The sequence below is a fragment of the Pseudomonas sp. GW823-FHT06B06 genome (assembly GCF_058795195.1).
Genome location: NZ_JBXAHO010000001.1, coordinates 16905 through 31111 on the forward strand (window position 1 = coordinate 16905; position 14207 = coordinate 31111).

The following is a 14207-nucleotide window of genomic DNA, read 5'->3' on the forward strand; positions in this document are numbered from 1 at the left end:
GTATACGGCGGCTCAGGCTACACGGCTTAGCCGGATTATCGTGTCCAGTATCGAGAGCAGTCCCAGTCGACCCCACAGCTTCTTCTGCAGAGCCTGATTCATATGCGGCGCTCCGGAGTTTCGCCATTGACCTCGACCATTGAACGCGGATGTACAGACGTGTTCTTCGTCGAGCCCCAGCTCAGGTTACGCGCCCTCGTTGAGGGCTGCTTCCATTGACGCCAGATGACACAGCGAAGTTTGTGACGCACCCATGTGTGATAATTGAAAAATGAACACTACAGCTTCGGCATTTACAATAAGGCCCCTTCGAGTATTGATCATGGGAGGGCCGGGTTCCGGCACGTCGACGTTGGCAGCCGCGTTGGCTGAACAACTATTGTGGCGTCATCTTGAAACAGATGACTTTCAATGGTTGGACAAGGCGCCTCCCTTTACACGAAAGGTAGATGAAGCGACGCGTTTGTGGAATATCCTCGATGCCCTGAATCGTGAGCAGAATGTTGTTGTCGCCGGTTCGATTGTCAATTGGGGAGACGCGTTGGAAAACGCTTTCGACCTTATTGTGTTCAGGGTGCTGGATACATCGATACGTTTGCAGCGGTTGATCGAGCGTGAGCGGCGTTTATATACGGATATTGATCTGGCTTTTATTGATTGGGCAGCTCAATACGAGCAGGGTGGCCGGCCAGGACGGTCCCGTGCGTCACATGAAGCCTGGCTGGGCCAGCGCAGAGGCAAGGTGTTAAGGCTGGAGGGAGATCTTGAGGTGGCGCTGCAAGTGTCCTTGGTTGCTGAAGCAGTGGAGGAGCTGAGCTGAGCGGTTCAAGTTACATCGCGCTGGGCGTGGACACCTCTTCCTGCTTATACCTGTTCGGCTCTACATCGCAGCGTTCCGCGGTAAGTACTGGGCTTTAGTAATCATGGCCACCTTACCCCGCTGCGCCGCCTCTATCCGCACCGGTTTGCAGGCCAGCATTTTGCCTCGGACTTTCTTTCAGATTCGCAGTCACCCGCGCCCCGCTTGGCTCTGGCTAACACTTCCCCTTGCTGGGTGTGTAGAGGACTTTCACCTTCAAGTCACCAGAGTGGTCACCACAGCCAAGTTGGTTGCGTTTCGCGCAACGCGCCATGTCTCGCGCACCCATAAAAAGCGGCGCTTGATGCGCCGCTTGGTCATGCGTGATTAACGGTGATTACCCCGGCCGTCGTGATCGCCGCGCCCATTGCGGTCACCTCGACGATCATGATTGTCGTTTCGTCCGCGACGATGATCATTGTCCCAGCCACCCCGGTTGCGACCGTCCCAACCCTGGTTCTGATGCGCCCTGTAGTCTGGCCGGGACTGATAGTAGCGAGGCGCCGGCTGGTAATAGCGCGGCGCCGGTTGATAAACCCGCGGCTGGTGGTAATAGCGCGGCGTTGGTTGGTAATACCGGGCAGGCGGCGCGTAGTACCGGCGCGGTGGCGTGTAGTAACCGCCGCCATTGGAGTAGTAGGAGTTGCCGCCAGCGTAATAGGGCGCCGGCGATGAGTAGACCTCTGAACCGTAGTAACCGCCTCCATCGGAATAAGCTACGCATCCACCCAGTGACAAACCCAACACGGCAATCAGAAGAATTCGTCGATACATTGGCGGCCTCCTGGACCGCGAGTGAGCCACACCAGCGACGCTGGCAGGCGACAGTCAAAGTTTCTGCGACTGTCGATAGATCAGACATCGAATTGAAGATCCCGTGCGCTCCCGCAACACCTTGATACATCTCGCCGATGAAAGGTTTTTCATCCATTCACACGCTGATTAGTGGTGGCCGTGACGATATCCACCGCCGTAATAACGTGGCGCGTGACCACCCCAGTAGTAATAGCGATAGCCGCCATAAAAGCGCGAGCCGCCGTGGTAGTAATAAGGTGAATAACCGGGATAGTAATAAGGTGCGGGATACGCGACGTCGTAACCACCGGAATAGTAATAACAACCGGCAAGGCCCAAGCCGAGTACGCAGCCGAGCAACAATCGACGAAACATGGCGGCCTCCTGAAAGACCCACAGCCGGTACAGGCCGGCTGACACCTGTTTTGACTCATTATCCCCGACCAAGTGCAGCGCCCCGGCAACCTTCGGATCAGCGGCCGGCACGTCCCATTGCGGTGCAGTCGCGCACCATTGCAAGGCAAGCGCACACTGTCTTCCTACATCACCAATCGACCAATCCCGCGTGCCAGAGCACTCCGCTCGACTTGGCACGTCTCTCGCTTTAGCAAAGACGTGCAGGAGTCATCACAGGTTCGCGGCACCACAATTTGCAATGGCTGACTAGGGTTCCGGCTCGCAAGCGCGAGTGACTGGTCCGAGAGTTGGCGACCTCCAGTTGAGGTTACACGGCGGGACAAAAGCCCGGGAGACAAGCCACCGTTCGCGGTGCTGCTGCCTTCCTGTCCGCCCTTGATCAACTGGAGAACCACCATGTCCCAGCATCGTTTACCCGCCCTCTTCGCCGCTGCCTTCGCAGCCCTCGTGAGCGTCTCGTCCCACGCCGCCCCAAAAGACCACTTCAGCGTCTGCTGGACGATCTACGCCGGCTGGATGCCTTGGGAATACGCCGGTAGCCAAGGCATCGTCGACAAGTGGGCGAAGAAATACGGCATCCAGATCGATGTGGTGCAGCTTAACGACTACGTCGAATCGATCAACCAGTACACCGCCGGCCAGTTCGATGGCTGCACCATGACCAACATGGATGCGCTGACCATCCCGGCCGCTGGCGGCGTCGACAGCACCGCGCTGATCGTCAGCGACTTCTCCAACGGCAACGACGGCATCGTGCTCAAGGGCGAAGGCAAGAAGGTCGCCGACCTCAAGGGGGCGGACGTCAACCTGGTCGAGCTCTCGGTGTCGCACTACCTGCTGGCCAGGGCCCTGGATTCGGTGGACCTCACCGAGAAAGACCTGAAAGTGGTCAACACCTCGGATGCCGATATCGCCGCCGCCTTCAACACCGATCAGGTCAACGCCGTCACCACCTGGAACCCGATGCTTTCGGACATCAAGGCCAAGCCTGGGGTGACCGAGGTGTTCAATTCCAGCCAGATCCCCGGCGAGATCATGGACATGATGGTGGTCAACTCCCAGACCCTCAAGGACAACCCCGCCCTGGGCAAGGCGCTGACTGGCGCCTGGTTCGAAGTGGTCGAGTTGATGAACGCGAAGAACGCCGCGGGCAAGGCTGCACTGGAGCACATGGCCAAGGCCTCGGGCACCGACCTGGCCGGTTTCCAGGCGCAACTGGACACCACCAAATTGTTCGCCACTCCTCAAGAAGCCCTGGCGTTCAGCACCAGCAAGCAACTGCCGGAAACCATGCGCAAGGTCGCGGAATTCTCCTTCCAGCACGGCTTGCTGGGTGAAGGTGCCAAAGACACCAGCGCAGTCGGCATGGCCTTCGCCAACGGGGTGACCAGCGGCGACAAGGGCAACCTCAAGCTGCGTTTCGACCCCAGCTACGTGCAGATGGCTGCCGACGCCAAGTTGTAACCAGAGGACTTGGCCATGCGCCTGATCAATCGCCACCCGGATCGCCCGAGTCGCCTGCTGCTGGTGATCCTGCCGTTCGCCCTCGTGCTGTTCGCCTACTTCATGGGCTCGGCCGAGCGCCTGGCGGACAACCCCAACGACAAACTGCTGCCCAGCGCCGTGCAAATGAGCGACGCGGTCAAGCGCCTGGCCTTCGTTGCCGACAGCCGCACCGGCGAATACCTGCTGTGGCAGGACAGCGCCGCGAGCCTGCGACGCCTGGCCATCGGCCTGGGCATCAGTGCGCTGGCCGGGCTGTGCCTGGGCATCGCTGCGGGCACCCTGCCATTGTTTGGCGCGCCGTTGTCGCCGTTGCTGACCGTGCTTTCGATGGTGCCGCCGCTGGCGATCCTGCCGATCCTGTTTATTGTCTTCGGCCTGGGGGAATTGTCGAAAGTGATGCTGATCGTGATCGGCATCACCCCGGCCCTGGCCCGCGACCTCGAACAGCGCGCCCGGGAAATCCCCGTTGAGCTGCTGATCAAGGCCCAGACCCTCGGGGCATCGACCTGGACCCTGATGTTGCGGGTGGTCTTGCCGCAGTTGCTGCCGCGCCTGCTGATCTCGCTGCGCCTGATGCTGGGTTCGGCGTGGCTGTTCCTGATTGCCGCCGAAGCCATCGCCTCCACTGACGGTCTCGGCTACCGGATATTCCTGGTGCGCCGCTACCTGGCGATGGACGTGATTTTGCCGTACGTGGTGTGGATCACCCTGCTCGCCTGGCTGATGGATTGGGGGCTCAAACGCCTGACCTTGCGTGCATTTCCCTGGTATGAAGGAGCGCGGGCATGAGTTTCATCACAGTGAAAAATGTCTGGCAGCAGTACGCCGACCAGGTGGTGCTCGAAGGCCTGAACCTGAGCGTCAACGAGGGTGAGTTCTGCACCCTGGTGGGCGCTTCCGGTTGCGGTAAATCGACCTTCCTGCGGTTGTTGCTCGGTCAGGAAAAAGCCAGTCGCGGGGAGATTCTCCTCGACGGTCAACCACTGGCGGGCGAACCGGACGCCAGCCGTGGCGTAGTGTTCCAGCGCTACTCGGTGTTCCCGCACTTGAGCGTGCTGGACAACGTCGCCCTTGGCCTGGAACTGCCGCGTTCAGCGCTGTTGGGCAGGTTGTTCGGCAGTGCCAAAAAAGCTGCCCGCGAACAGGCTTCGGTGCTGCTGCACAAAGTCGGCCTGGGACATTCGCTGGACAAATACCCGGCGCAACTGTCCGGCGGCATGCAGCAACGCCTCGCCATCGCCCAGGCGCTGATCATGAAACCGCGGGTGCTGCTGCTGGACGAACCTTTCGGCGCGCTGGATCCGGGCATCCGCAAGGACATGCACGCCTTGCTGCTGGAGCTGTGGCGCGAGACCCAATTGACGGTCTTCATGGTCACCCATGACCTGTCCGAAGGTTTCAGCCTCGGCACCCGCTTGCTGGTGTTCGACAAGGTCCGCGTCGACCCGCACGCCCCCGGCGCCTATGGCGCACGCATCACTTACGACATCCCTTTGAACAGCGACCGCCGCGCCTGCCGTGCCGCCGTCGATGCCTTGCCAGTACAACTGGCAGGCGCGCTTAGAACCGCTTGAGAGGACTTGCACAATGACTGATTCGACCCGACTGTTCCCGCCCTTCGCCGAAGAAATGCTACCCGGTGGCGGCCATCGCTCCTTCGTGCTCAAACGCGGCCAACTGCTGCGCCTGACCGACCTGCGCGGCGGTGCCAACGTCAGCCTGACGCTGCTCAACGCCAACGAAAAAACCGAACGCCTGAACCTGCCCGACAGCCTCAAATGCCAACACACCGCCAAGCTCACCGCCGGTCATTGCCTGTACTCGGACATGGGCCGCGTACTGGCCGCCATCACCGCCGACACCTGCGGTTGGAGCGACAGCCTCGGCGGCGTGCTCTGCGCTGAAGAAGTGGCCGAAAAATACGGCCAGGGCCGCTATCAGGAACTGCGCAATGGCTTCTTCCGCAACGGCACCGACAACCTGTTGGTGGAGCTGGGCAAGTGGGGGCTGGGCCTGTCCGACCTGCTGATGACCCTCAACCTGTTCAGCCGGGTGAACGTCGACGACACCGGGCGTTTTCACTTCGTTGAAGGCAATTCCAAAGCTGGCGACTACATCGAGTTGTACGCACCGATGGACACCCTGGTGGTGCTCACCGCCCTGCAACACCCGATGGACCCGGCGCCGGAATATGCCCCCAAACCACTGAAGCTCAGCTGGATGAACGCCGACCCCAGCGTCGCCGAACACTGCCGCACCTCGCGCCCGGAAAACGAGCGCGGCTTCATCAACACCGACCGTCTGTTCGCCTGAGGATCGCTGCCATGTCACTCGCAATCGCCACTGCCGACGTTACTACGAGCAGGCAACCCGAAACCGCGGTCTACCGCGCCACCATCCCCGCCGGCGAACCCTGGCTGATGGAGGTCAAGGCCGGCCAGACCCTGCGCATCCTCGACCTGGAAGGCAACCAGGCCGTCGACACCCTGTTCTACAGCGTCGCCAATCCCAGGGAGCGCTACGACGTGCAACGCACGTTGCGCCGCCAGAACAGCGTGTACCTGAGCACCGGCAGCGTGCTGTATTCCAACCTCGGCAAGCCGATGCTGACGATCATCGCCGACACCTGCGGCCGCCACGACACGCTCGGTGGTGCCTGCGCGCAAGAAAGCAACACCGTGCGCTACGCCCTGGAAAAACGCTACATGCACAGTTGCCGCGACAACTACCTGCGCGCCTGCGTTCACGACGGGCGCCTGGGTAAAGGCGACATCGGGCCTAACATCAATTTCTTCATGAACGTACCGGTGACGGCGGACGGCGGGCTGACCTTCGAGGACGGTATCTCCGCACCGGGCAAATACGTCGACCTGCGCGCCGAGATGGACGTGATCGTGCTGATCTCCAATTGCCCGCAACTGAACAACCCGTGCAATGCCTATAACCCGACTCCTGCGCAGGTGCTGGTATGGAACTGAGTCGTTTGCGCCGATGGTTGTTTGCCCTGTGCCAGGCCCGCTCAGGGCAGTGCCTCAAAAAATAAGCCCGCCACAAATCCAAATGTGGGAGCGGGCTTGCTCGCGAAAGCGGTGTGTCAGAAACATCAATGCCAACTGATACACCGCTTTCGCGAGCAAGCCCGCTCCCACAAGGGTTCAGCGGTGTTTTGAAGAAAAAATGATTTTTCCGTCGGGGACGACCCCGGCGCTCATCGAAAAACTGCGGGACGGCCCGCATCCCCTCCAGGGGTTATGCCATGTTCGAAAAAGTCCTGATTGCCAACCGTGGCGCCATTGCCTGCCGCATCCTGCGCACCTTGCGCGAACTGCAGGTTGCAGGCGTTGCCGTATATTCCGAAGCCGATGCCGCGAGCCTGCACATCCTGCAAGCCGACGAGGCCCACAGCCTTGGTGAAGGCGCAGCCGCCGGCACCTACCTGGCAGTGGAAAAAATCCTCGCCGTCGCCAAGGCCACAGGCGCCACCGCGATCCATCCAGGCTATGGTTTTCTCTCGGAAAACGCTGCGTTCGCTGAAGCCTGCGAGGCCGCCGACATTGCCTTTATCGGCCCGACGCCCGAACAACTGCGCGTATTCGGCCTCAAGCACACCGCCCGCGCCCTGGCCAAACAACACGGCGTGCCGATGCTCGAAGGTACCGAACTGCTCGACAGCCTTGACGCGGCAATGATCGCCGGCGCGCAAGTCGGTTATCCGGTCATGCTCAAGAGCACCGCCGGCGGTGGTGGCATCGGCATGCGCGTGTGCCGCAGCGCGGCCGAATTGAGCGAATCCTTCGAAGCGGTCAAGCGCTTGGGCCAGAACAATTTCAGCGACGCCGGGGTGTTCATCGAGAAGTACATCCAGCGCGCCCGACATCTGGAAGTGCAGGTATTCGGTGACGGCCGTGGCGAGGTGATTGCCCTCGGCGTGCGCGACTGCTCGGTGCAGCGGCGCAACCAGAAAGTCCTCGAAGAAACCCCGGCGCCGAACCTGCCAGAGGGTATGGCCGATGAACTGTGCGCGGCGGCGATCAAACTGGCCAAGGCGGTGAATTACCGCAGCGCCGGCACCGTCGAGTTCGTGTTCGACAGCGATGCCCAGCGTTTCTATTTCCTTGAAGTGAACACCCGCTTGCAGGTGGAACACGGCGTCACCGAGCAAGTCTGGGGCGTCGACCTGGTGCGCTGGATGGTGCAACTGGCAGCGGGTGACCTGCCGCCGTTGAGCGCATTGGGCCAGGGTTTGAAAGCGCAGGGTCATGCGATTCAGGCACGGTTGTATGCGGAAGATCCAGGGCGGGACTTTCAACCGAGTCCGGGTTTGCTGACTGCGGTGCACTTTCCACCGGCCAACGGCGTAGAACTGCGCATCGACACCTGGGTCGAGGCCGGTTGCGAGATCCCACCCTACTTCGATCCGATGATCGCCAAGGTCATCAGTTGGGCCCCGACCCGTGAGCAAGCCGCAGCCGATCTGCATCAGGCCTTGGGCGAAAGCCTGCTCTACGGGGTGCAAACCAACCGGGACTACCTGAGGCAGATCCTGCTCGATGCGCCTTTTGCCAGCGGTCAGCCCTGGACCCGTTGCCTGGAAGCCCTGGCGTATCAGGCCAACACTTTCGAAGTGCTCAGCGCCGGCACCCAGACCAGCGTCCAGGACTATCCCGGTCGCCTCGGCTATTGGGCGGTAGGCGTGCCGCCATCGGGGCCGATGGACAGTCGTGCGCTGCGCCTGGGTAACCTTCTGCTGGGCAACGATGAAGGCGCCGCAGCGCTGGAAATCACCATGAGCGGGCCCTTGCTGTGCTTCAATTGCGACGCGGTCGTTGCCGTCACGGGCGCGGTGATTGCGCTGACGCTGAACGGCGAAAGCGTGCCGATGAACACGGCAATGTTGGTTCCAGCCGGTTCCACGTTTAGCCTCGGAACGATTGCCGGTGCTGGCGCGCGCAGCTATCTGTGCGTGCGCGGCGGCTTGCAGGTTCCGGATTACCTGGGCAGCAAGAGTACCTTCACCCTCGGCCAGTTTGGCGGGCATGGCGGCCGTGCTCTGCGGGCCGGCGACGTGTTGCATGTGCCAGCCTTGAGTGATCGTAATGTCGGTGCGCGGCTGGCCGACGATCAGCTCGGCGAGTTGCCTGCCGTACGCCAAATACGGGTGATCTACGGCCCCCATGGGGCACCGGAATACTTCACTGAAAACTACATCGGCACCTTCTTCGCGACCCAGTGGGAAGTGCATTTCAACTCCAGCCGAACCGGCGTACGGCTGATCGGGCCGAAACCGGAATGGGTGCGGGCCGACGGCGGTGAAGCAGGCTTGCATCCGTCGAACATCCACGACAATCCCTACGCGATCGGCGCAGTGGACTTCACTGGCGACATGCCGGTGATCCTCGGCCCGGATGGTCCGAGCCTGGGCGGATTCGTCTGCCCGGTGACGGTGATCGAGGCGGATCTCTGGCAACTGGGGCAACTCAAGGCTGGGGACAAGGTGCAGTTCCAACCGGTCGACCTCAAGACTGCCCGCAACCTCGCCTTGAAATGGAATACCCCCTGTGGGAGCGAGCCTGCTCGCGAAGGGGCCAGATCAGACACCGCATCAACTTCTTCGCGAGCAGGCTCGCTCCCACAGGGGGCTGTGTCGCCTGTGGTGTTGGATATTGGTCAGGAGGATACGCGGCTGGTTGCGCGGCTGTCGGGGGATACACACCTGCTCCTGGAAATCGGCGCCCCCGAACTCGACCTCGTCCTGCGCTTTCGCGCCCACGCCCTCATGCAAGCCCTGGAAAGCAAACACCTGCACGGCGTGATCGACCTGACCCCGGGCATTCGCTCGCTGCAAGTGCACTACCAGCCCGAGCAATTGCCACTTGCCGATTTGCTCGGCATCGTTGCCGGCGAATGGGACGCCGTGTGCGCCGCCAAGGACCTGCAGGTCCCCTCGCGCATCGTCCACCTGCCGCTGTCCTGGGACGACCCGGCCTGTCAGCTGGCCATCGAGAAATACATGACCACCGTGCGCAAGGACGCCCCCTGGTGCCCGAGCAACCTGGAGTTCATCCGCCGCATCAACGACCTGCCGAACCTCGATGAGGTGCAGCGCACGGTGTTCGATGCCAGCTACCTGGTGATGGGCCTGGGCGATGTGTACCTCGGCGCACCGGTCGCCACCCCGCTCGATCCGCGCCATCGCCTGGTGACCACCAAATACAACCCGGCCCGCACCTGGACCGCGGAAAACTCGGTGGGCATCGGTGGCGCCTACATGTGCGTGTACGGCATGGAAGGCCCCGGCGGTTATCAGTTCGTCGGGCGAACGCTGCAGATGTGGAATCGCTATCGCGAAGTCGCCGCCTTCGATGGCAAGCCATGGCTGCTGCGCTTCTTCGACCAGATCCGTTTCTACCCGGTCAGCGCCGATGAACTGCTGCGCATTCGCCGGGACTTCCCCCTCGGGCGCTTCCCCCTGAACATCGAGCACAGTCAGCTGAACCTCGCCGATTACCAGGCCTTCCTGGCGCAGGACGCCCAGGGCATCAACGCGTTTCGCGATCAGCAAAAAGGCGCATTCAATGCCGAACGCGAACGCTGGATCGCCAGCGGCCAGGCACATTACGACAGCGAGGAATTGGCCCCGGAGGTGACCGAAGACGCGCCTCTGGCCAACGGTCAGCAGAGCATCGACAGCCATATCGCCGGCAACCTCTGGCAGGTTCAGGTGCAGGCTGGCAATCGCGTCGAGGCCGGTGATGTGCTGGTGATCCTGGAGTCGATGAAGATGGAAATCCCGCTGCTCGCGCCGATGGCCGGCGTGGTGCGTGAGATTCGCGTGCAGCCAGGTTCGGCGGTGCGTGCCGGACAACGCGTCGTGGTGCTGGAACTCGACTGAAGCCATTTCGAAAGGACAAATACCATGAACATCAATCTGCAACTCGACGCCCTGCGCAACGCCTACCGCGATGGCAGCACCACGCCCCGGCAACTGCTGCCGGGCCTTCGGGACAAAGCGGCGGCACTGAACCCGGACTATCACCTGTTCATCCACTTGCTCAGCGCCGAAGAACTGGAGCCCTACCTCGCCGCCCTCGACGGCCGCGACATCGACAGCCTGCCGCTGTACGGCGTGCCGTTCGCGATCAAGGACAACATCGACCTGGCGGGCATACCGACCACGGCGGCCTGTCCGGCATTCGCCTACGTACCGCAACGTTCGGCGACCATCGTCGAGCAACTGCTGGCGCTGGGCGCAGTTCCCCTGGGCAAGACCAACCTCGATCAGTTCGCCACCGGCCTCAACGGCACTCGCTCGCCCTATGGCGCATGCTCCAATAGTGTGTTGCCGGAGTATCCGTCGGGTGGTTCCAGCGCCGGTTCTTCACTGGCGGTGGCGCTCGGTGTGGCGAGTTTTTCCCTGGGCACCGACACGGCGGGCTCCGGGCGCGTGCCGGCGGCGTTGAACAATCTGGTCGGGATGAAAGCCACCAAGGGCCTGATTTCCACCGCCGGCGTGGTGCCGGCCTGTCGCACCCTCGATTGCGTGACGACGTTCACCGCAACCGCCCGGGAGGCCAGTCAGTTGCTTGCATTGACCGCCAAACTCGACCCACGGGACGAGTACAGCCGCAGCAATCCGTCGTGGAATGACGGCTCGGCGTTCGGTGCCATGCGTGCCTTCCGTTTCGGCGTGCCCCGGGCGCAAGACCTGGAGTTTTTCGGCTGCGCTGAAGGCCCGTTATTGTTCGCCGACGCCGTCGAGCAACTCAAAGCCATGGGCGGTTACGCCGTGGAGCTCGATCTGTCGCCGTTCCTCGAAGCGGCACGTCTGCTCTACGAAGGCCCTTGGGTAGCCGAGCGCTACAGCGTGGCCGGCGAGCTGATGGAAGAAAATCCGCAAGCCGTGTTGCCGGTGATTCGCGCCGTATTGGCCAAGGCGCCGGCGGTCAACGGCGTGCAAACCTTCCGCGCGCAGTATCGCCTGCAAGCGCTGAAAGCCTTGTGCGACAAAGCACTCGATGGCCTCGATTGCGTAGTCACGCCGACCATTGGCCGCCCGGTCACACTGGCGGAACTCCACGCCGAACCGGTCCAGCGCAATAGCGAACTGGGCTACTACACCAACTTCATGAACCTGCTCGACTACGCCGCCATCGCCGTGCCCAGCGGGTTCATGGACAACGGTTTGCCCTGGGGCGTGACCCTGTTCGGACGGGCGTTCACCGATCAATACCTGTTGAGTCTGGCCGATGGCTTGCAGCGCCAGCAAGGATTGGCGGCACCGGCACCGACGGTTGTTGCGCGCAATGACCGGGCGCGGCTGGTGGTCTGTGGCGCGCACCTGGATGGCCTGGCGTTGAACTGGCAGCTCAAGCAGCGCGGCGCGCGCCTGGTGGAAAGTACGTTCAGCTCACCCGACTATCAACTGTATGCCTTGGCCGGTGGCCCGCCGTTTCGTCCGGGCATGGTTCGGGTCAAGGACGGCGGCGTGGCGATTGCCGTGGAAGTCTGGGAACTGCCGAGTAGCGAACTGGGCTCGTTCCTGACCGGCATCCCGGCACCGTTGGGATTGGGTAAGGTGCAACTGGCGGATGGTCGCTGGGAAAGCGGGTTCATCTGTGAGGCCTATGGGTTGGAGGGGGCGGTGGATATCAGCCATCTGGGCGGCTGGAGGGCCTACCTACACCTCCTGACGTGAGATCGTTCCCACGCTCTGCGTGGGAATGCAGCCCGGGACGCTCCGCGTCCCCTCCAGAGCCGAACGCGGAGCGTCCGTTGAGGCATTCCCACGCAGAGCGTGGGAACGATCTGTGTCAAAACACAGGAACGACCATTCGCGACGTACATGGAGCAGCTATTTCCCCCGACAGTCCTTAGAATGCTCGCCACCGGATAGCTGACAATGGAACTGCCATGCCGCTTCGCTCGCCGCTGTATTCCCAACGGTTGTTGGTCCTCACGCTGGTCGCGTTGCTGGGTGCAGGCTTCCTGGCCACCTCCTTTCTCAGTTACTACGCCTCGCGCGCGTCGATCCGCGACAACATCGTCAATACCGAACTGCCGCTGACCTCGGACACCGTCTACTCGGAAATCCAGAAAGACCTGGTCAGGCCTATCCTGATTTCCTCAATGATGTCCCGCGACACCTTCATGCGCGACTGGGTGGTCAATGGCGAGCGCGACACCGGCCAGATGACCCGCTACCTCAACGAGGTCATGACCCACTACGGCGCCTACACGGCGTTTTTCGTCTCCGACACCAGCCTGACCTACTACCACGCCAAGGGCGTGCTCAAGCAGGTCAAGACCACCGAACCCCGCGATGCCTGGTACTTTCGTGTCCGTGACATGAAAGACCCCTACGAGATCAACGTCGATCCGGACCTCGCCAACAAAGACAACCTGACCGTCTTCATCAACTACAAGGTCTACGACTATCACAACCGCTTCATCGGCGCCGCGGGTGTCGGGCTGACGGTCGACGCGGTGATCAAGCTGATCGACAAATACCAGCAGCGCTACCAGCGCAGCGTGTACTTCGTCGACACCTTCGGCCGCCTGGTGCTCACCGGGGCCGAGGGCGGACCGCAAGGTGCCCTGGCCGGGCAGACCCTGGCCGAACTCGACAGCATGAAAAACCTGCTCAATCAGTTGCCCAAGCCCCACAGCGGCAGCTACGAATACTCGGGCCAAGGCCAGGGGCATTTCCTCAACGTGCGGTTCATCCCGGAGCTGAACTGGTACCTGTTCGTAGATAAGCGCGAAGATGGCGACCTCAACGACATCCGTCGCTCGTTGTACCTCAACTTGCTGATTTGCCTGGTGGTCACATTGACCGTGCTGGCCCTGCTCAACCGCGTGATCAATCGCTACCAAAGTCAGATCCAGACCCAGGCGACACTCGACAGCCTGACCGAGCTGCCAAACCGTCGCGGCTTCGACCTGCTGGCCGCGCAAGCGATGCAAGAAGCCCAGCGCGAACCCAGGCCGCTGACGGCGTTGCTGCTGGACCTGGACCATTTCAAGGCCTTGAACGACACCTACGGCCACCTGGCCGGCGATCAGGTGCTGATCGGCTTCGCCCGTGACCTGGAAAGCTGCCTGCGCCACTCCGACATCGTCAGTCGCTGGGGCGGCGAGGAATTCATCGTGCTGCTCAAGGACACCGACGCAGAGACGGGTCAAGTGATCGCCGAGAAAATACGCCGGCATGTGGAACACCAGCCATATGCGTACAATGGCAACCGCTTGCAACTGACCGTCAGCATCGGCCTGACCTCCCTGCAACCCGATGACACCTTGCACACCCTGCTGTCGCGGGCCGATCATGCGATGTATCGGGCCAAACAATCGGGCCGCAACCGAACCTGCGTGGAGCTCCCACACCCTGTCTATGACCAAGCCTGACCTCTGCCCCGCTTGCGGCGCACCCAACGATTGCACCCTGGCCGACCCGCGAACCGCGGACAGGGCGTGCTGGTGCTACGGCGTCAGCATCGATCCGGCGGTGCTCCAGGCGCTGCCTGCAGAGCTGCGCAACGCAGCCTGCCTGTGCCCGCGTTGCGCCGAGGTCGAGGCGCAGTTGCAAGCAACGGCCCGGCCGATCACGTAAGATACGCCGCCCTTTACTCAC

General features: G+C 61.9%; 12 protein-coding genes, 1 pseudogene and 1 riboswitch. Of the genes and pseudogenes, 10 read left to right on the forward strand and 3 right to left on the reverse strand.

Features of this window, described 5'->3' with window-relative positions; genetic code table 11:
* Positions 1-12 precede the first annotated feature (12 nt).
* A pseudogene (locus AC1Q8Q_RS00070) lies at positions 13-254 on the reverse strand (group II intron reverse transcriptase/maturase); the annotation flags it as partial.
* A gap of 17 nt (positions 255-271) precedes the next feature.
* On the opposite strand from AC1Q8Q_RS00070, the gene AC1Q8Q_RS00075 reads away from it, so the two are divergent.
* Positions 272-820 (forward strand): P-loop NTPase family protein, encoded by a 549-nt coding sequence (locus AC1Q8Q_RS00075; RefSeq protein ID WP_168757375.1) that lies wholly within the window; start codon positions 272-274, stop codon positions 818-820.
* Between the two features lie 366 nt (positions 821-1186).
* Here AC1Q8Q_RS00075 and AC1Q8Q_RS00080 read toward each other — a convergent pair whose 3' ends face one another.
* Entirely contained in the window at positions 1187-1633 is a 447-nt protein-coding gene (locus AC1Q8Q_RS00080; protein ID WP_168757374.1) for a hypothetical protein, read from the reverse strand.
* A gap of 168 nt (positions 1634-1801) precedes the next feature.
* Positions 1802-2029: a hypothetical protein gene (locus tag AC1Q8Q_RS00085; RefSeq protein ID WP_492614721.1), complete on the reverse strand. Its 228-nt coding sequence runs from the start codon at positions 2027-2029 to the stop codon at positions 1802-1804.
* A 277-nt stretch (positions 2030-2306) separates the two neighbouring features.
* A riboswitch (guanidine-I (ykkC/yxkD leader) is annotated at positions 2307-2407 on the forward strand.
* A 60-nt stretch (positions 2408-2467) separates the two neighbouring features.
* Here AC1Q8Q_RS00085 and AC1Q8Q_RS00090 point away from each other — a divergent pair.
* The 9 genes from AC1Q8Q_RS00090 (at position 2468) to AC1Q8Q_RS00130 (ending at position 14186) form a co-directional block, all read left to right on the forward strand.
* Positions 2468-3535 carry a putative urea ABC transporter substrate-binding protein gene (locus AC1Q8Q_RS00090; RefSeq protein ID WP_020798411.1) on the forward strand — a complete coding sequence of 356 codons (1068 nt, stop codon included), beginning with the start codon at positions 2468-2470 and terminating at the stop codon, positions 3533-3535.
* Positions 3536-3550: 15 nt separating this feature from the next.
* The gene (locus AC1Q8Q_RS00095) at positions 3551-4366 is read left to right on the forward strand and encodes an ABC transporter permease (RefSeq protein WP_020798410.1); all 816 of its coding nucleotides are present in this window, start codon (positions 3551-3553) and stop codon (positions 4364-4366) included.
* Complete coding sequence (locus AC1Q8Q_RS00100; RefSeq protein ID WP_020798409.1) at positions 4363-5151, forward strand: ABC transporter ATP-binding protein; 789 nt, start codon at positions 4363-4365, stop codon at positions 5149-5151. The genes AC1Q8Q_RS00095 and AC1Q8Q_RS00100 overlap by 4 nt, the downstream gene beginning before the upstream one ends.
* A 13-nt stretch (positions 5152-5164) precedes the next feature.
* Positions 5165-5890 carry an urea amidolyase associated protein UAAP1 gene (locus tag AC1Q8Q_RS00105; RefSeq protein WP_492614722.1) on the forward strand — a complete coding sequence of 242 codons (726 nt, stop codon included), beginning with the start codon at positions 5165-5167 and terminating at the stop codon, positions 5888-5890.
* 11 nt (positions 5891-5901) lie between these two features.
* Complete coding sequence (locus AC1Q8Q_RS00110; RefSeq protein WP_033039025.1) at positions 5902-6555, forward strand: urea amidolyase associated protein UAAP2; 654 nt, start codon at positions 5902-5904, stop codon at positions 6553-6555.
* 278 nt (positions 6556-6833) lie between these two features.
* Positions 6834-10469, forward strand: a complete 3636-nt coding sequence (uca, locus tag AC1Q8Q_RS00115) for an urea carboxylase (RefSeq protein ID WP_492614723.1) — start codon at positions 6834-6836, stop codon at positions 10467-10469.
* Between the two features lie 24 nt (positions 10470-10493).
* On the forward strand, positions 10494-12272 hold the full coding sequence (atzF, locus tag AC1Q8Q_RS00120; RefSeq protein ID WP_020798405.1) for an allophanate hydrolase: 1779 nt from the start codon (positions 10494-10496) through the stop codon (positions 12270-12272).
* Between the two features lie 215 nt (positions 12273-12487).
* Positions 12488-13981: a sensor domain-containing diguanylate cyclase gene (locus AC1Q8Q_RS00125; RefSeq protein ID WP_492614724.1), complete on the forward strand. Its 1494-nt coding sequence runs from the start codon at positions 12488-12490 to the stop codon at positions 13979-13981.
* The gene (locus AC1Q8Q_RS00130) at positions 13968-14186 is read left to right on the forward strand and encodes a cysteine-rich CWC family protein (RefSeq protein ID WP_020798403.1); all 219 of its coding nucleotides are present in this window, start codon (positions 13968-13970) and stop codon (positions 14184-14186) included. The genes AC1Q8Q_RS00125 and AC1Q8Q_RS00130 overlap by 14 nt, the downstream gene beginning before the upstream one ends.
* Positions 14187-14207: the final 21 nt, after the last annotated feature.